Here is a 19,414-nt window from a genome sequence, read left to right on the forward strand (position 1 = left end):
TTGTGATTCGGCAGGTATGGAGCCAATCTCACAGTTTGGTCCAGTCTTCACAGAATGGATGGAACTAACTGACTGGATAAACTGTCTAAGTTTCAATGGATTCGGTTTGACTCAAGAAGGTCAACATTACAAGGACAGTAGTGAGGGCTAAAAAAATGGATTCGCTCCTCAGTAAAACAGTAGGTGGAACAAGAGAAGAGGCGCCTTTTGTCGGCTCAAGTTTATCTGAAAATATTGATAAGACAGGCACCGCTTTTGCCAGAAAAGTGAGTATAAGTAGAGAGTTAATGCCCACGGATGTTGCTTCTGCAAAGCGGGATGAGGCAGCCAATATTCATTACATGCGAAATAACGAGCAGAAAGTAGCCTTCACTGATATTGCCCCAAAAATCATTGAGACAGGGCTGGAAACGCTGACCATTGAACTGGTAAAAAAGCGTCCGAAAATAGCTGCAACCGAAACAGCCCATTGGCCGGTCATTGATCCATCGTTGATTGAATCCACTCAGGTAGCGAAAACGGCCTTGCTTCAGCCTTATCGTCCTTGCAGCATCGCGCCTCCTGCACAGGCTATTGCCCGCCAGGTTCATGGTCTCCAGCACAGTTGCCGGACGGCAATCTGGGCAGTAGCCCTGTTGCAACAGCGTAAACTGCACGGCGATCGTCTGGCGCGGGAATTTCCTGACCAGATGATACCGCTGCTGATCAAAACCTGCCTTTTTCACGATACGGGTCGTGAAGGCGATGGGAACGATACGCCGGATTGGGAGCGAGCCAGTGCTGACAACCTGAGGGAACACCTGCGTAACTTCGGCGTGGATCAGTCCCTGGCCTGGCAGTGTGGTGAGGCCATTTGCCACAAGGATAACCCCAAGGGCTGCGAGCATCTGCCCGAGGCGATACAGACCCTGCGCAGTCTGCTCCATGACGCGGATACGCTGGATGTTATGCGGGTCAGAGAAAGCTTTTACATGGATCGGCTGGAGTGTTTTGCTACTTGTAAGGATGATCAGCAGAGGCAAGACTGGCGCCTGCTGGCCGAAGAGGTCTGCCAGGTGATCGCCAGGCAGGGTGACCTCTGGTACCCGATCAAGTTGCAGGACAGCAATACAAACCTCGAACATTTCTTCAGCATCGGTGACCCCAGTTTGTGTGAAAACACCAAAAAGCAATGGGAGCACCACCCTTCACCCTTTAGTTACCAGTTGTTTAGCATAGGTGAGCAGTCCGGTGTTGTCCGGGAGTTGATTACGCCTTATACCGGACAGCTGACAGAACCACAGGAATCGTCCTTCTCTCTGGCAAAACTGACCCAGCAAAGTGTGGCCATGGAAGAATGCCAGAGCAGCACCTGGCCAGCAGGGCTTTACAGCGATCCCGTTAGCCAACAGGTTTATTCCATCAAACTGGCGAGCTGTGAGCTAAGCGCCCGCAACCAGCTACTTATGGCCAACCTCGCCGGGCTGCTGGGCATCACAGTTCCGCAAAGCTTTGTCCATCAGGAAGAGGGTCATTTTTATGTAGTCAGTCCTGTTCCCGAACAATGGCAGGGCAAGCTCAAAGGCGGGGAGGCAACTCTGCGCTCTCTGTCTCCAGAGCAGTGGGCCAGATTATTGCTGGTCAATGTGATTGTCGGTAACGAAAATATGGTCAACAGTGCCTGGGAGGGCATCGAACTGACCCCGGAAGGGGAGCCGGTCATGTTCCACTGGGATTATGCCGGGATGGCGACCCGCTACCCATGTCCTGAAAAACCAGAGCCCGCCTCGAAAACGGATGATTTTTCCTCCATGCCCTTGTTGCTGCAAAAACTGAGGAACCCTCAGGCGCCCCCCATGAACTCGTTGCCGATTTATAACCCCTGCGTCGATATTCTTTCAGAATTAGAGGATGACTTACTGGGCCATACCTTGAAGGATATCTTGCGGCAGATTGACTGGCAGGCCCTGGACCGGCAGATCGAACACAGCGGCTTTCTGCCCGGTGACCGCAGCTGGTTACGGCAGACTATTCATGATCGTATTGCCTGGCTGACCACCCGCTTTCCCAACAGCCTGGAAGCGGGTGAGCGGGTATCCATGGCGGAATACAAGGCGATCGAGGCGGCGGGTATCCGTGGCGGTTGGCTGCCAGTCAAAGGCCGGGATATACGGGGCGGGCAGATCGGTATCAGCCAGTTACTGGATGCCAATGGCCAACCCATCACCCGAATGACCCTCAAGTTGTCCCGGGAAGCGGGCAATAAACTGGCTGACAACCTGGCCCTGGAACGGGGATTGCACCGTCTGGCCAGCCGGGTTAAATATACCAACTCTGCCCTGAACAGACGTTACCGCGACTGGCGCAGTGACCTGACCAGCCTGGCCAAAGACTGTGACGGCATGGCGGAGCAGTTAATCGGAGATAAAACACGATGGCACGAAAAGGATCAGGATAGCATTGCTAATACCGTGACGATTCTGCAGGACATTGCTAGCAAGTGCCGGGCGTCGTTAGCCGCCGATCTGCCGTCCATTGCAAAACTGCCAGTCATTAAAATGCCATTGCCCGCCCCTGTCTTTCCTGCACGAGTCAGTTCAAGAATCGGCGAAGAAGTTGAAGCAAAAGTAGAACTGGCTGAATTCAGCCATGGTTTTGCCAAATTGACAGGCCAGAAGGTCAGTTATTTGAGTCCGGAACAACTGAAGGTTACTCGCCTGAGTGCCTCACCGGTACGAGCCGTTGAGCTCGAATCGGTCGTCTGTGAAGGCGGCAGTATTTTGTTTTCTGCTCCGAACCTGCCTGAGGCCATGAGCTTTGAAAATCAGCTGACCCTCACCTTTAGGGGACACAGCAAAGCAGTGGTTGAAGCAATGTTCAGGGAACTGGCAGGGCTGGGCATTGATGAGGAGCGGCCGGATACCACCGACCTGGAGGAGCAATGGCTGGACGCCCTGGCTGACTGCCATGGCTGCCTTGGTGATATGAACCTTGCCGTGGCAGCCGATCTAAATACGCCGGTAAACATCGGCAAAAAAGCCTTTCTTAAAGAAGTGCTGAACTTCATTGACGAAGAATTGCTTGACTGGGAAATCCATTCTCGTATTCGCGCAGGACGTTGGGTGCAACTACGTCCGGGCTCGCCCCAAGGCATTTCGGCAACCCCCGACAGAAAGTTCTGCCCCGCGCACGATATACAATTTTGTGCAGATCGGGAAGGGAGCGAAGAACGATTTATGATCGATAGCCTGAGTAATGACGCTACCCTGAGCTCCTTTGAACGACGTACTCAGATCGGGATGGAACCTACCTGGCATATCAATCCCAGGGCTTCGTTGCGCAGGATGAAATGCGACACCGGATATGCATTTACCCGAATCATCGAGGACGCGGAGCTGGCGGATTATTCAGGGCGGGTTTATGAAAATGGGATCATGTGTATGAAATTGACTTCTGAAACACTCGGCCGTATGGATGCAGAAATTTATGATAATCAATGTCAGTTTAATAAGGCCCTTGGTTTGGACGCCTTTGCTCGTAATGAGAAAATCATTAAGCAGTCAACCTGTGACTACCAGAGTTTGATTCAGCACAATAATTCGGCTAATCCACAGGAGACTCGTTTTTCCAACCCTCTGTCCTTGTTTGACGAGTTGAACCTGCTTGATATCAGCTCTAGCGAAAGTCAGCGGCAATTGTTGTCTATTTTGAAGAGACGCTTTAGCCACTGGCCTGATGGGCGCCCGCTGGAACAGCTTTTTCGGCAATCCTGGTCAGTCCTTTACCATGAGATAACCTGTGAAGGCAGCCAGTTTGACAAAAGCATCAAAAGTCTCGTCAAGGTTTGTGGTGAAAAGGGCATTCAGTCGCTGATTGAGCAAAACCCACAACTGTTGAAGGGCAAGCTGGATTCCCTGGATGGTCTTAAGCTGAAGGGTGGGTTTAATATAAAAGGGATTGATTTCAGAGGCTGTTCAATGAATGGCACAGTGTTGCAATCCGTTTCATTTGAGGAGTGTAAATTCAAGACAGAGCTGTTAAATAATGCCACCATTGAGAACGGCTTTTTCGCCAAATGTTCTTTTGAAGGCAAGCGGTTTTCATCATCGATATTAGACAATTCCCGTTTTCACGTTGAAAATGATCAGGATGGCTTGGTATATGAAAGCACACACCAGCTTTCCCGAATCCTGTATCAGTCGTGTGTTAATGAGCACAATGAGTTCAATCTGCAACAATGGCTGGAACTGATGGGCAAAAGCTATTGTCTACGCGGGGACTCAGCACTGCTGGATGATTTGAGTCGTGATATTCTGTCCCAAAATGTTGATGAAATTAACACAAAGTATCCACAGCAACTTTGTCGTATTCTTTACGGGCTTTTTTCCATCGAATTTAAAAACACTGCCAATGCAATAAATTTTGTCAGGAGTAATCGGGAATTTTATGATCGCAAAATCAAAGATCTCAAAGATTTGTATTTTGAGTTCAGAACCCTATTCCTGGAAAAAGGAGATTATAATGAGACGCAAGGTGATCCATTTGAAGAATTATTCAAACTCTACAGCGTCAAACCCAACGACTTTTCCCGGGAAGCGGTTTTGGCGTTGATGTTAAATGTTATTAACCTCGTTCTATTCCCGGAATCCAATGATCAATATATAGACTTTGTCGTCAATGCCAACAGCGCGGATGAGCATGACTATTGCTTGAAGGCCATTCCTGAGGTAAGTAGCGAAACTACACAAAACAACTCAATCTCATCCCTGAAAAAAGATGCCCTGCCTCTGGTTGAAATGCGACATTACAAGGCTTGGCTATGTGACAGTTACCTTAAAGAGTACCGAGACTATATTCATCAATTCTGGGAAGAATGCTCAGAAAAGAGTCAATTAACAATAGCCAAACACTGTTTGCGTCATCAAAATGTTGCCGTTAGCCCTTCAACAACCCGGGAATTTATAACATTGTTGTGTAAAGGTCAGGATGTGGAAAATTGGCTGAAGCTCTATAGAGCTAACATGGAAAAACATATAAAAATTCATAAAGAGTGGGCTTCGCTGCTTGTGGACGAATTTGGGGAATGGGCCACCACCCCCGAATTTTATTAAGTTCGAATTGCCTGCCCCCCTCAACACCTCTTGCCATTCGGCAGGCTTGGAGCCGAAGTTATCTGATTGTCATCTCGGGCAGCAGCCAGCCTGCAATGCGGTGTTTCAAACTCATTCAGTCCTTCCAGAATGACCAGATGACCAGGACACCCACACCTTTCTCAGCCTGCCTGCGAGCATATTACGCATCGTCTGGATTTTTAGCCCTGACAATGGAGGGAACTAATTGTTGGATAAAAAGTCGAAAATCACATTCGATCAGGTTCGTCTTAATCAGATTGGTGTAACAAGGGCAGATGCGAGGACTAAAAAATGGATCCGCTTCCTATTAAAACAACAGAACAGCCAGCTTTTGCTGGTTGTATCCGTTCCTCTGGCAATAGTGCTAAGACAGGCGTCGCTTTTGCCAAAAAAGTAAGTATAAGTGAAAAGCTAATGCGCCCGGATGTTGCTTCTGAAAAGTGGAATCAGGCAATCAAAATTGATTGTCAGGCCGGGCATAAACGTAATGTAACCGTTGCTGAGATTACCTCGAAAATCAGTGGCACATCACTGGCAGCGCTGACCATTGAACCGTTAAAAAAGCGTCCAAAAATAGCTGCAACCGAAACAGCCCATTGGCCGGTCATTGATCCATCGTTGATTGAATCTACTCAGGTAGCGAAAACAGCCTTGCTTCAGCCTTATCGCCCATCACACATCTCACCTCCTGCCGGGACCATTGCCCGTGAGGTACATGGTCTCCAGCACAGTTGCCGGGCGGCGATCTGGGCAGTAGCCCTGTTGCAACAGCGTAAACTGCACGGCGATCGCCTGGCGCGGGAATTTCCCGACCAAATGATACCCCTGCTGATCAAAACCTGTCTGTTTCACGACACGGGTCGTGAAGGCGATGGGAACGACACGCCGGAGTGGGAGCGGGCCAGTGCTGACAACCTGAGGGAACACTTGCGCAACTTCGGCGTGGATCAGTCCCTGGCCTGGCAGTGTGGTGAGGCCATTTGCCACAAGGATAATCCGAAGGGCTGCGAGCGTCTGCCCGAGGCGATACAGACCCTGCGCAGCCTGCTCCATGACGCAGATACGCTGGATGTTATGCGGGTCAGAGGATGCTTTTACATGGATCGGCTGGAGTGTTTCGCTGCCTGTCAGGATGATCGGCAGAGGCAAGACTGGCGCCTGCTGGCCGAAGAGGTCTGCCAGGTGATTACCAGGCAGGGTGACCTCTGGTCTCCGATCAAGTTGCAGGACAGTGACGCAAACTGCGAATATTTCTTCAGTATCGGTACCGGCAGCCTGTGTCAAAACACTAAGAAGCATTGGGAGCACCACCCTTCGCCCTTCAGTTATCAGCTATTTAGCATAGGTGAGCAGTCCGGTGTTGTCCGGGAGTTGATTACGCCCTATACCGGACAGCTGACAGAACCACCGGCATCGTCTTTCTCCCTGGCAAAACTGACCCCGCAAGCTGCTGCCATGGAAGAATGCCAAAGCTGCACCTTGTCAGCGGGGCTTTACACCGACCCCATCAGCCAACAAGTATATTCCGTCAAAGCGGCGAGCTGTGAGCTAAGCGCCCGCAACCAGCTGCTAATGGCTAACCTTGCCGGGCTGCTGGGCATCACAGTACCTCAAAGTTTTGTTCATGAGGAGCAGGATCGTTTTTATGTGGTCAGTCCTGTCCCCAAACAATGGCAGGGCAAGCTCAAAGGCGGCGAGGCGACGCTGCGCTCTTTGTCTCCAGAGCAGTGGGCCAGATTATTGCTGATTAATGTAATTGTCGGTAACGAAAGTATGGTAAACAGTGCCTGGGAGGGCATTGAACTGACCCCGGAAGGGGAGCCGGTCATGTTTCACTGGGATTATGCCGGGATGGCAACTCGCTACCCGTGTCCTGAAAAACCAGAGCCCGCCCCCAAAACGGATGACTTTTCCTCCATGCCCGTGCTGCTGCAAAAACTGCGGGACCCTCAGGCGCCCTCCATGAACTCGTTGCCGATCTATAACCCCTGCGTCGATATTCTCGTGCAATTAGAGGATGACTTGCTGGGCCATACCCTGAAAGATATCTTGCGCCAGGTTGACTGGCAGGCCCTGGACCGGCTCATCGAACACAGCGGTTTTCTGCCCGGTGACCGCAGCTGGTTACGACAGACTATTCATGATCGCATTGCCTGGCTGACCACTCGCTTTCCCAACAGTCTGGAGGCAGGTGAGCGGGTATCCATGGCGGAATACAAGGCGATAGAGGCGGCGGGTATCCGTGGTGGTTGGCTGCCGGTCAAAGGCCGGGATATCAGCGGCGGGCAGATCGGTATCAGCCAGTTACTGGATGCCAATGGCCAACCCATTACCCGGATGACCCTGAAGTTGTCCCGGGAAGCGGGCAATAAACTGGCTGATAATCTGGCCCTGGATCGGGGGTTGCACCGTCTGGCGCGCCGGGTTCAATATACCAACTTTGCCCTGAATGGCAGTTACCGCGATTGGCGCAGTGACCTGGCCAGCCTGGCCAATGATTGTGAGAGAATGGCCAGACAGTTAGCTAAAGATAAAACACGATGGCACGCAAAGGATCACGATACCATTGATATGACCGTGAAGGTTTTGTGGGACATTGTTAGCAAGTGCCGGGCATCGTTAAGCGACGACGTACCCTATATTGCAGAACTGCCAGCCATCAAAACACCACTGCCCGTCCCTGTCTTTCCTGCACGAGTCAGTTCAAGAATTGGCGAAGAGGTTGAAGCGACAGTAGAACTGGCTGAATTCAGCCATGGTTTTGCCAAACTGACAGGCCAGAGCGTCAGTTATTTGAGTCCGGAACAACTGAAGGAAGCCCGGTTGACCACCCCACCGGTTCGGGCTGTATTACTTGAATCGACCGTCTGTGAAGGTGGCAGTATCCTGTTTTCACCTCCGAACCTGCCTGATGCCCTGAGTTATGAAAATCAACTGACCCTCACCTTTGAGGGACACAGTAAAACCGTGGTTGAAGCATTGTTCAGGGAGCTGGCAGAGCTGGGCATTGACGGGGAGCGGCCGGATACCAACGATCTGGAGGCGATATGGCTGGACGCCCTGGCCGACTACCACGGCTGCCTTGGTAATATGAACCGTGCTGTGGCAGCGGATATCAATACCCCGGTAAACACCAGCAAAAAAGCGTTTCTTAAACGGTTGCTGAATCTCAGTGAACTGAAATGGGACACCCACTCTCGTATTCGCGCAGGACGTTGGGTGCAATTCCGTCCGGGATTTCCCCATGGCATTTCGGTAAACCCCGCCAGGAACTTCTGCCTTGGGCACAATTTAAACTTTCATGCAAAGGAGGAGCGGAACAGTGAACAGTTTTTGCTCAGCCTGGAAAATGAAGCTGCCCTGAACTCTTTTGAAAGACGTAGTCAGATCGGTATGGAACCCCATGATATCGGTGCGATGCATACGGTAACAAGGATGAATTGCGACACAAAATACATATTTTTCCGAGTCATGGAGGGGCTGGAGGATAATTCCAGATACAGACCTGGTGGGGCCATGTCTTTGCGCCTGACTTCTGAAACACTCGGTCGTATGGATGCAGAAATTTATAGGAATGAAAAGCATTATGGGAAGGAATTTTCTGGTTTGGAAGCCTTCACACGTAATGAGAAAATCATTACGCGATCGACCTATGACTACCGAAGTGTGATTGAGCACAGTAGTTTACAAGAGACTCGTTTTTCCAATCCCGTGTCCCTGCTTGACGAGTTATACAAGCTTGAGATGAGTTCTCTCGAAGGACAGCGGCAATTGTTGGGTACACTAAAGAAACGCTTTAGCCATTGGCCCGACGGACGTCCGCTGGAACAGCTTTTCCGGGAATCCTGGTCAATCTATTACCACGAGTTAATCTCTGAAGGCAGCGAGTATCACGAAGGCATCAAAGGACTCGTCAAGTGTTGTGGCGAAGAGCAAATACAGTTGCTGTTTGAGCAAAACCCACAACTGTTGGAGGGCAAGCTGGATTCCCTGGATGGCCTTAAGTTAAATAGTGAGGGTCGCATAGAAAGGATTGATTTCAGCGGCTGTTCAATGGAGGGAACAAGACTGCAATCCACTCATTTTAGCGAATGTAAATTTAATACAGAGCTGTTAAACAGTGCCATTGTTGACTATAGCTTTTTCAGCGAATGTTCTTTTGAAGGTAAGCGGTTTTCATCATTGCAATTAGAAAAGGTTCGTTTTTACGCTCCAGCGGGTAATGATGGCCTGGTACTTGAAAGAACACGCCAACTTTCCCGAATCATATATCAGTCGTGTATTAATCAGAATAATGAGTTCAATCTGGGACAATGGCTGGATGTGATGATAAAAAGTGATTTTCTACACTACGACTCAACACCGCTGGAGAATTTAATCAGTGATGTTCTGTCCCAAAATATTAATGAAATTAAAAGCACTTATCCAAAAAAACTTTGTCAAATTACTGATGTACTTTTTTTCTTTGAATTTGAAAATACTGCCAATGCAGTAAGTTTTATCGAAAATAATCCGGAATTCTGTGATTGCAAAATCAAAGATCTCAAAGATTGGTATTTTGATTTAAGAGCGACCTTCCTGAAAGAAGTACGTTGTGTCAACATGCGATTAAGTCCATTGGAAAGATTATTTGCCAAGGATCGCCTGAAACACAATGATGCTTCCCGGCAAGCGGTTTTGGCATTGATATTAAATGTTATTAATCTTGTTCTGTTCCCTGAATACAATGATAAATACATAGACTTTAGCGGTAATACCAACAGCGCGGATGAGCATGACGATTGCTTGAAGGATATTCCTGAGGTCAATAGCGAAAGTACAGAAAACAACTCCATTTTATCCCTGAAAACAGACGGCTTGCCTCTGGTTAAAATGCAAGAGTTCAAAGCTCATTTTTGTAAATTACACCTTAGTGAGTGCCGGGAATATTTTCATCGACTCTGGAAAGAATGCTCAGAAGAGATTCAATTAACAATTGCAAAACACTGTTTGCGTCATCAAAATATTGCCGTTAGCCCTATAACAACCAAGGAATTTATGGATTTGTTGTCTAAAGACCAGGACGAGCAATATTGGCTGGAAATCTATCTTGCTAACATGGGTAAACATACAAAAAATGAGGATGAGTGGAACCGCTTGATGCCGGAATATTTTGGAAAGTGGGGTGAAGACAACAGATATTATTGAGTTCGAATAACAGAATGACCAGAATGACCAGGACACCCACACCTTTTTCAGCCTGCCTGCGAGCATATTACGCATCGTCTGGATTTTTAGCCCTGACAATGGAGGAAACCAACTGGTTAGGTACTTATTACAAGGACAGCAGTGAGGGCTAAAAAAATGGATTCGCTCCCCAGGAAAACAGTAGGTGGAACAACAGAACAGCTATCTTTTGCCGGTTGTATCCCTTCATCTGACAATAGTGTTAACACAGGCGTCGCCTTTGCCACCAGGAAAGTGAGTGAACTTGAAGAGGTCATGCTCCCCGGTGCTGCTTCTGAAAAGTGGAATCAGGCAATCAAAATTGATTGTCAGGCCGGGCATAAACGTAATGTAACCGTTGCTGATATTACCTCGAAAATCAGTAGTACATCGCTGGCAACGCTGATCAGTGAACCGGTAGAAAAGTGTCCGAAAACAGGCGAAACCGAAACAGCCCATTGGCCGGTCATTGATCCATCGTTGATTGAATCCACTCAGGTAGCAAAAACAGCCTTGCTTCAGCCTTATCGTCCATCACACATCTCACCTCCTGCCGGGACCATTGCCCGCAAGGTTCACGGTCTCCAGCACAGTTGCCGGGCGGCGATCTGGGCAGTAGCCCTGTTGCAACAGCGTAAACTGCACGGCGATCGCCTGGCGTGGGAATTTCCCGACCAAATGATACCCTTGCTGATCAAAACCTGCCTGTTTCACGGTACTGGCCGTGAAGGCGATGGTTTCGATACGTTGGAGTGGGAGCGGGCCAGTGCTGACAATCTGAGGGAACATCTGCGCAACATCGGCGTGGATCAGTCCCTGGCCTGGCAGTGTGGTGAAGCCATTTGCCACAAGGATAATCCGAAGGGCTGCGAGCATCTGCCCGAGGCGATACAAACCCTGCGCAGTCTGCTCCACGATGCAGATACGCTGGAAGTCATGCGGGTCAGAAGATGCTTTTACATGGATCGGCTGGAGTGTTTTGCTGACTGTCAGGATGATCTCAAGAGGCAAGACTGGCGCCTGCTGGCCGAAGAGGTCTGCCGGGTGATTGCCAGGCAGGGTGACCTCTGGTGTCCGATCAAGTTGCAGGACAGTGAAGCAAACCACAAACATTTCTTCAGCATCGGTGCCGCCACCCGCTGTGAAAACACTAAGAAGCAGTGGGAGCACCATCCTTCGCCCTTTAGTTATCAGCTGTTTAGCATAGGTGAACAGTCCGGTGTTGTTCGGGGGTTGATTACGCCCTATACCGGACAGCTGACAGAACCACCGGCATCGTCCTTCTCTCTGGCAAAACTGACTCCGCAAGCTGGTGCCATGAAAAGTGCTGCCATGGAAGAATGTCATAGCACCTGGCCAGCGGCGCTTTACAACGACCCCGTTAGCCAACAAGTATATTCCGTCAAACCGGCGAGCTGTGAGCTAAGCGCCCGCAACCAGCTGCTAATGGCTAACCTTGCCGGGCTGCTGGGCATCACAGTCCCTCAGAGTTTTGTTCATGAGGAGCAGGGTCATTTTTATGTGGTCAGTCCCGTTCCCGAACAATGGCAGGGCAAGCTCAAAGGCGGCGAGGCGACGCTGCGCTCTCTTTCTTCAGAGCAGTGGGCCAGATTATTGCTGATTAATGTGATTGTCGGTAACGAAAGCATGGTGAACAGTGCCTGGGAGGGCATTGAACTAACCCCGGAAGGGGAGCCGGTCATGTTCCACTGGGATTATGCCGGGATGGCAACTCGCTACCCGTGTCCTGAAAAACCAGAGCCCGCCTCGAAAACGGATGACTTTTCCTCCATGCCCTTGCTGCTGAATAAACTGCGGAACCCTCAGGCACCCCCCATGAACTCGTTGCCAATCGACAACCCTTGCGTCGATATTCTTGAGCAATTAGAGGATGACTTACTGGGCCATACCCTGAAAGATATCTTGCGGCAGGTTGACTGGCAGGCCCTGGACCAGCTCATCGAACACAGCGGTTTTCTGCCCGGTGACCGCAGCTGGCTACGACAGACTATCCATGATCGCATTGCCTGGCTGACCACCCGCTTTCCCAAAAGCCTGGAGGCAGGTGAGAGGGTATCCATGGCGGAATACAGGGCTGTAGAGGCGGCGGGTATCCGAGGCGGTTGGCTGCCGGTTAAAGGCCGGGATATTCGCGGCGGGCAGATCGGTATCAGCCAGTTACTGGATGCCGATGGCCAACCCATTACCCGGATGACCCTGAAGTTGTCCCGGGAAGCGGGCAATAAACTGGCTGATAATCTGGCCCTGGATCGGGGATTGCACCGTCTGGCGAGCCGGGTTAAATATGCCAACTTTGCCCTGAATGATCCCAAGCATGCCCTGAAAGAGCGTTACCGCGACTGGCGCAGTGACCTGACCAGCCTGGTCAATGATTGTGAAGGCATGGCCGTGCAGTTAGCCAAAGATAAATCACGATGGCAGGCAAAGGATCACAATACCATTGATAACACAGTGACGATTCTGCAGGACATTGCTAACAAGTGCCGGGCATCATTAAACGCCGACGTGCCGTTTATTGCAAAACTGCCAGCCATCAAAACGCCCCTGCCTGTCTCTGCCTTACCTGCAAGGGTCAGCTCAAGAACCGGCACAGACGTTGAAGTAAAAGTACAACTGGCTGAATTCAGCCACGGTTTTGCCAAACTGACAGGCCAGAGCGTTAGTTATTTGACTACGGAACAACTGGATGCCGCCCACCTCAGCGCCTCACCGGTTCGGGCAGTAGAACTCGAATCGGCCGTCTGTGAAGGCGGCAGTATTCTGTTTTCTCCCCCGAGCCTGCCTGAAGCCCTGAGCTTTGAAAATCAACTGACCCTCACCTTTCCCGGACACAGTAAAGCGGTGGTTGAAGCATTGTTCAGGGAACTGGCAGAGTTGGGTATTGGTGGGGAGCGACCAGATATCAACGACCTGGAAGAGCAATGGCTGGACGCCCTGGCCGACTATCACGGTTGCCTGGGTGATATGAACCTTGTTGTGGCAGCGGATATCGATACTCCGGTAAACACCGGCAAAAAAGCCTTTCTTAAAGAATTGCTGAACTTCAGTGACGAAGAATGGCTCAATTGGGAAATCCATTGTCGTATTCGTGCAGGACGTCTTGTGCATTACCGTCCGGGTCTGCCCCACGGCATTTCGGCAAACCCCGCCAGACAGTTCTGCCTCGGGCATACGTTAGGCTTTTGGTCGCGTGGGGAACGGGACAATGGACAGGTTTTGATCAGTCTGGAAAATGAAGCTGTCCTGAGCTCCTTTGAACGACGTCATCAGATCGGGATGAAACCGCATCATTTCAGTGCGGGGCATATAGCTCACAGGATCAAAAGCAACACCGAATACACATTTACCCGGGTCATGGAGCAGCTGGCAGATAATTCCAGGTACAGACCTGGTGGGGCCATGTCTTTGCGCCTGACTTCTGAAACACTCGGCCGTATGGATGCAAAAATTTATAAAGAACCAATCCCATATTCAGGTGGATTCCCTGGTTTGGAGGCCCTCGCCCGTAATGAGAAAATCATTACTCAGTCAACCAGTGACTACCAGAGTGTGATTAAGCACACTCTGGCACAAGAGACCTGTTTTTCCAATCCTGTGTCTTTGCTTGACGAGTGGAGCAAACTAGAGATGAGTTCTCTCGAAGGACAGCGGCAATTGTTGGGTACACTAAAAAAACGCTTCAGCCACTGGCCCGACGGGCGTCCGCTGGAACAGCTTTTTCGGGAATCCTGGTCAGTCCTCTACCGTGAGTTAACCTCTGAAGACAGTAAGCATCACCCGGGCATCAAAGGTATCGTCAGCTCTTGTGGCGAAGAGCGCATACAGTTGCTGTTTGAGCAAAACCCACAACTGTTGGAGGGCAAGCTGGATTCCCTGGATGGTTTTGAGCTGAAGGATTTGAGTACTATAAAAAGCATTGATTTCAGCGGCTGTTCAATGAGGGGTACAATACTGCCATCCATTACATTTCAGCAATGTAAATTCAATACAGAGCGGTTAAACAGTGCCATTGTTGACAGTTGCTTTTTCTCACAATGTTCTTTTGAAGGTGAGCGGTTTTCATCATCGGTATTAGACAATGTTCGGTTTTTCACTCCAGGTGGTAAGGATGGCGAGGTACTTGAAAGTACATCCCAGATTTCCCGAATCCTGTATCAGTCCTGTGTTAATGAGAACAATGAGTTCAATCTGGAAAATTGGCTGGAGGTGATGGGGAAGAGTGATTATTTATGCTATTTCTCAACATCGCTGGATGATTTAAGCCGGGATATTCTGTCCGAACATATTGATGAAATTATCAAAACTTATCCACAGCAACTTCATAAAATCATTTATGGACTTTTCGCCATTGAATTTAAAAGTACGGCCAATGCAATAAATTTTGTCCGGAATAATCGGGAGTTCTATCATAGTCAAATCAAAGATCTCAAAGATGTGTATTTTGAGTTCAGAACCACCTTCCTGAAAGAAGGAGATTATAATAGTACGACTGGAAATCCACTTGAAGAATTATGCCCCCTCAATAGCCTCAAAGACAATGACTTTTCCCGGGAATCAGTTTTGTCGTTGATGTTAAATGTTATGAACCTTGTTCTGTTCCCTGAATCCAATGACAAATACATAGACTTTGGCGTCAATGCCAAAAGTACGGATGAGCATGATGATTGCCTGAAGGACATTCCTGAGGACAGTAGCGAAAGTATACAAAACAACTCAATCTCATCCCTGCAAACAGATGGCCTGCCTCTGGCTGAAATGGAAGCTTACAAAGCTCATTTTTGTAATTATTACCTCAAAGTGTATCGGGAATATTTTCATCAATTTTGGAAAGAATGCTCAGAAGAGAGTCAATTAAGAATAGCCAAACACTGTCTGCTTCATCAAAACATTGCCGTTAGCCCCTTAACAACCATTGAATTTTTTAATTCGTTGCCTGAAGGCCATGACGAGCAATACTGGCTGGAAATCAATCTCGCTAACATGAGTAAACATACAAAAAATCAGGATGAGTGGGACCAGTTGCTATCGGAATATTTTGGAAATTGGGGTGAAGACAACAGATATTATTGAGTTCGAATTGGCTGTTATGGTGCGCCTGTTTTTTGAATCTGTACGTTTATTTTTAGTTGCGTAGGTATAAAATTAAAGGAACCAATTTCTCATCCTGGCGTTCGAGGGGGATGAGAAATTGTGAAATGGTCTCAACAGAGATTAATTATTGATAACCAAAGGACAGCCATGAGCTGGATGCTCCGAAATCGTAACATCCACATCAAACACAGCCTGTAATGTTTCGGCGGTCAACACTTCATGGGGTGTTCCCTGGGCTGCTATAGCCCCTTCTTTTAGAATCACCAGACGGTCTGAGTAACGGGCTGCCAGATTAAGATCGTGCAGAATAACCATTACACCTACACCTTTCTCAGCCTGCTTGCGGGCCATTTTCAGAGTCAGTTGCTGATGAGCCGGATCCAGTGCTGAAGTGGGTTCGTCCAGCAACAGGTAGCGTTTGCCAAAATCCGGTTCGTCCCAGATCTGGGCCAACACTCTGGCCATATGAACCCTCTGTCGTTCACCACCGGAAAGGGTGGTGTACCGACGATCTCTCAGATGCAGACCATCGACTTCTGTCAGTGCCGCCTCAACGATGGCCAGATTTTCTGTCCGGTCTGTAGCACAGGGAATGCGTCCCAGAATAACCACTTCTGCAACCGTGAAAGGAAAGCTCAGTGAGGAAGACTGAGGTAACACGCCCAGCATAAGAGCTTGTTGTTGCAGTCCCCAATCAGTTCTGTCATTTAACAGTACCTTTCCTGAAGAAGGCTTTTGCTCTCCACTGATGACTTTCATCAGGGTGCTTTTACCAGCCCCGTTAGGGCCCAGAACTGTGACTATTTCACCGGGAGCGACTGAAAGACTGACAGCATCAAGCAGTCTCTTTTCAGCAATCTGCACTGTGGCATTTTCAACCTTGAGACAACTCATCAGGCGATCCTTTTGCGTTGCTGCCATAGCAGGGACATGAAGAATGGAGCACCCATCAGGGCGGTGACAATACCAATGGGCAGTTCAGCGGGGGCGACAGCGGTTCTGGCGATCATATCGGCTGCCAGCAACAGGATACCCCCCAGCATGGCTGAGGCAGGTAACAGTGTTTTGTGATCAGGTCCTGCCAGCAAACGAATCAGATGGGGGACTACCAGTCCGACAAAGCCAATGATACCGGCGACCGATACAGAGACACCGACCGCCATGGCCGTCACCAGGATCAATTTAAGCTTGGTTTTCTGAACATCAATGCCCAGATGTCGGGCTTCGGATTCGCCTAGCAACATAGCATTGAGAACCAGTCCGTAACGACACAGCAAGAAAATAACTGGACCTAAAAGGGTGAAACAGAGCAGGACCAAGTTCCAGTTGGCACCACCTATGCTGCCCATTTGCCAGAAGGTCAGGCTTCTGAGAGTAGCATCGTCAGCAATGTAATTCAGGATTCCCATACCTGCGCCTGCCAGTGCAGAGATCGCCACACCGGCCAGCAGCATGGTAGCAACAGAGGTGCCGTTGCTGGTGGTACCCATTTTATAAACGATCCAGGTCGTAAGAACGCCGCCGCCAAAAGCCAGCAGTGAAACGCTGTAATCCATAAGCAGTGGGCTGGAGAATCCTGCGAAAAACGCCGATCCTAAAACAATACCGATACCCGCTCCAAGGGCCGCGCCGCTGGATACACCGATGATACTGGGATCAGCCAGCGGGTTTCTGAACAAGCCCTGCATGGCAGCACCGGCAATGGACAGAGAGCCGCCAATCATGATACCCATCAGTGTTCTTGGCAGGCGGATGGATTCTACGATCAGACGTGTCTGGTCGGATACCTGACTGTCAGTGATGCCCAGTCTATCCAGGAAAATGCAGATAATATCCAGAGGGGCAATGGCCACCGGACCGGTGCCCACGGACAGCACCATGACAGTTGGCAGGGCCAAGGCCAGCATTATCAGCAACAGTGCCGATTTACGACTAGGGTTCATTGTTGTTCTCAGTGACGGTGATCAGGATTCCGGATAAAAGGCCTTGGCCAGACTCAAAGCTGTTTCTCCGGTTCTGGGACCCAGACCTCCCAGTAGTAATCGACCGTCTACGGGAATAACACGGGCATTTTTACCCGCAGGCGTCTGTTTCAAAACAGGCTGGCTGTCGAACAACTGTTCCATGGTGAGGCCACGACCACGATCCGAATAGATAATCACATCAGGAGCGAGGGTCAACAGCGATTCATTGGACAGAGGTTTATAGCTGTTGAACTGAGCTTCTGCAGGATTAAAACCACCGGCCAGCTTGATCAGGGCATTGGCTTCGGTACCGGCACCGGAAACGGAGGGGGTTCTGCCTTCCATGGCCAGCAGGAACAGGACTCTGGGTTTATCTTTGCCTTTGGCCAGCTGCTGTGAGGCTTTCAGGTCGTTCTCAATGGATTGCCAGAGAGCGTCGCCTTCTTTCTCTTTATCCAGCAATTTCGCCAACGAATGTATTCGCTTGTGAATGCTTTCGGCAGAGTTGTCGGTGGCGTAGGATTCAACTTCCAGACCCGCCATTTCCAGTTGAGTGATGGTGGTTTTTGGACCCATGTCGTCTGTGCCAATGAGCATGTCAGGCTTCAGTGCCAGAATACCTTCGGCAGAGAGCTGCTTGTGATAGCCGAGTTTGGGCAGTTTGTTAACCTGAGGAGGGTAGTTACTGGTGAGATCCACTGCTACCAGCTGGTCACCAGCACCCAGTGCGTAAATGATTTCAGTAATACCACTGCCGGCAGAAACAATACGTTTCTCCTCTGCTGAACGGTTGTTCTGGGTGTTGGTCACTGCTGCCGTTGTGAAGAGAGACACTGGCAGCAGGAAAGCCATTGCCAGAGAGACCAGAAGCTTCTTTCCGGGCACTGTGTTCATGGACTTTTCTCCTCCATAAGGACTTGTGCGGCAGTAATTTCGTGCTCACTTAAAAACATCATTAGCTCAACCAGGTTTCCCAGAGGTGCTTCCTGATCACCCGCGATCAGGACCGTGGTGTCAGGCGCTTGCTTGACGCGGGCCAGCAGCGCCTGACTAAACACTTTAAAACTGTCGTATTTATTCTCTGCCAGTGCCCAGGGCTGACCATTTGCCAGAATACTTACGGTCAGTGTTTCAGGCTCCTCAGTCAGGGCAGCTTCTTCACGGCTGGCTTCGGGCAGATTCACAGGCAGACTCAGGGTTTGCACATTGGCTGTGAACAGAAGGAAAACCATGACAATAAAGACAACATCCAGCAGCGGTGTCAGATCCGCTGCGGAAAAAGAGGCGTTTGTTTCGTCACTATCGGAAATACGAATCATGCTGGAACGGCCTCAGGACAGGTGCCGGTTTCCTGATTAAGGGCAATGCCATCGTCGTTCATTTTCAGGCCTTCCAGCAGCAGGTTGGCATGGTTCAGGGCAAACTCCAGTTTGGACACATAGTGATTGGCCCAGATGCCAAAACCGTGAGCGGCTGCCAGGGATGGAATGGCCACCATCAGACCAAAGGCGGTGGTGAACATCGCTTCCCAGAGGCCGCCAGCCAGAATATCCGGTGTTACCGGGCCCTGTACTTCAGAAATTCCCTGGAACATACCAATAAGGCCAAGAACGGTGCCCAGTAGTCCCAACATAGGTGCCAGAATACCAATCAGCATCAGTGGTTTCAGCCAGGCATGAAGGGTGTTTTTTTGTTTCAGGAGCCAGAGGCCTGCTACTTCTTCACGCATCTCTTTTTCGCAGTCATTGTGGCTCAACAGAATAGCGATACCCTTGCGAACACCTTTTCCGGCAACAAGGTTTTTGCAGAGTTTGTTCTGGCTGTTATTGCAGTGGGAGCAGCCGCGAACTTCATTGAGCAGGGTATTCATGCTTTTTTTATTGAGGCTGGGCAGCAGCGTAAAAGTGATCAGTCTTTCCAGGATAAGAGCCAGACTGATGCAGGAGATAATGACCAGGGGCCAGCCCATGAGTCCCAGGGAGGAGATCTGTTCCAGTAACATCAATTAATACCTGTTTTTTA

The 19,414-nt window shown here is 49.8% G+C and carries 8 protein-coding genes; 3 read left to right on the forward strand and 5 right to left on the reverse strand.

From position 1 onward, the window contains the following. Positions 1-155 precede the first annotated feature (155 nt). From ACOMG9_RS01175 to ACOMG9_RS01185, 3 genes are all read left to right on the forward strand, one after another. A complete protein-coding gene (locus tag ACOMG9_RS01175) occupies positions 156-5,090 on the forward strand; it encodes a SidE phosphodiesterase domain-containing protein (protein ID WP_448215449.1) in 4,935 nt (1,644 codons plus the stop codon). Positions 5,091-5,402: 312 nt separating this feature from the next. Beyond that, positions 5,403-10,298, forward strand: a complete 4,896-nt coding sequence (locus ACOMG9_RS01180) for a SidE phosphodiesterase domain-containing protein (RefSeq protein ID WP_448215450.1) — start codon at positions 5,403-5,405, stop codon at positions 10,296-10,298. Between the two features lie 156 nt (positions 10,299-10,454). Beyond that, positions 10,455-15,407: a SidE phosphodiesterase domain-containing protein gene (locus ACOMG9_RS01185; protein WP_494529665.1), complete on the forward strand. Its 4,953-nt coding sequence runs from the start codon at positions 10,455-10,457 to the stop codon at positions 15,405-15,407. A 141-nt stretch (positions 15,408-15,548) separates the two neighbouring features. On the opposite strand, the gene ACOMG9_RS01190 is transcribed toward ACOMG9_RS01185, so the two are convergent. From ACOMG9_RS01190 to ACOMG9_RS01210, 5 genes are read right to left on the reverse strand one after another with little or no spacing between them, the layout of a single operon-like run. Further along, positions 15,549-16,322, reverse strand: coding sequence for a heme ABC transporter ATP-binding protein (locus ACOMG9_RS01190; protein WP_448215452.1), 774 nt, complete (start codon positions 16,320-16,322; stop codon positions 15,549-15,551). Continuing rightward, positions 16,322-17,371 (reverse strand): FecCD family ABC transporter permease, encoded by a 1,050-nt coding sequence (locus ACOMG9_RS01195; RefSeq protein WP_448215453.1) that lies wholly within the window; start codon positions 17,369-17,371, stop codon positions 16,322-16,324. The genes ACOMG9_RS01190 and ACOMG9_RS01195 overlap by 1 nt, the downstream gene beginning before the upstream one ends. A gap of 21 nt (positions 17,372-17,392) precedes the next feature. Then, positions 17,393-18,286, reverse strand: a complete 894-nt coding sequence (locus tag ACOMG9_RS01200) for a heme/hemin ABC transporter substrate-binding protein (protein WP_448215454.1) — start codon at positions 18,284-18,286, stop codon at positions 17,393-17,395. Further along, entirely contained in the window at positions 18,283-18,711 is a 429-nt protein-coding gene (locus ACOMG9_RS01205) for an ExbD/TolR family protein (RefSeq protein WP_422136534.1), read from the reverse strand. Before ACOMG9_RS01205 ends, ACOMG9_RS01200 begins: the two co-directional genes overlap by 4 nt. Then, positions 18,708-19,394 (reverse strand): MotA/TolQ/ExbB proton channel family protein, encoded by a 687-nt coding sequence (locus ACOMG9_RS01210; protein ID WP_422452054.1) that lies wholly within the window; start codon positions 19,392-19,394, stop codon positions 18,708-18,710. Before ACOMG9_RS01210 ends, ACOMG9_RS01205 begins: the two co-directional genes overlap by 4 nt. Positions 19,395-19,414 lie beyond the last annotated feature (20 nt).

The organism is Endozoicomonas sp. PH6C (assembly GCF_059322965.1).

What these genes read in the sequence shown, in the direction of transcription:
- ACOMG9_RS01190 (WP_448215452.1), bottom strand. Translation starts at nt 16,322, where the DNA reads ATGAGTTGTCTCAAGGTTGAAAATGCCACAGTGCAGATTGCTGAAAAG.
- ACOMG9_RS01195 (WP_448215453.1), bottom strand. Translation starts at nt 17,371, where the DNA reads ATGAACCCTAGTCGTAAATCGGCACTGTTGCTGATAATGCTGGCCTTG.
- ACOMG9_RS01175 (WP_448215449.1), top strand. Translation starts at nt 156, where the DNA reads ATGGATTCGCTCCTCAGTAAAACAGTAGGTGGAACAAGAGAAGAGGCG.
- ACOMG9_RS01180 (WP_448215450.1), top strand. Translation starts at nt 5,403, where the DNA reads ATGGATCCGCTTCCTATTAAAACAACAGAACAGCCAGCTTTTGCTGGT.
- ACOMG9_RS01185 (WP_494529665.1), top strand. Translation starts at nt 10,455, where the DNA reads ATGGATTCGCTCCCCAGGAAAACAGTAGGTGGAACAACAGAACAGCTA.
- ACOMG9_RS01210 (WP_422452054.1), bottom strand. Translation starts at nt 19,394, where the DNA reads ATGTTACTGGAACAGATCTCCTCCCTGGGACTCATGGGCTGGCCCCTG.
- ACOMG9_RS01205 (WP_422136534.1), bottom strand. Translation starts at nt 18,711, where the DNA reads ATGATTCGTATTTCCGATAGTGACGAAACAAACGCCTCTTTTTCCGCA.
- ACOMG9_RS01200 (WP_448215454.1), bottom strand. Translation starts at nt 18,286, where the DNA reads ATGAACACAGTGCCCGGAAAGAAGCTTCTGGTCTCTCTGGCAATGGCT.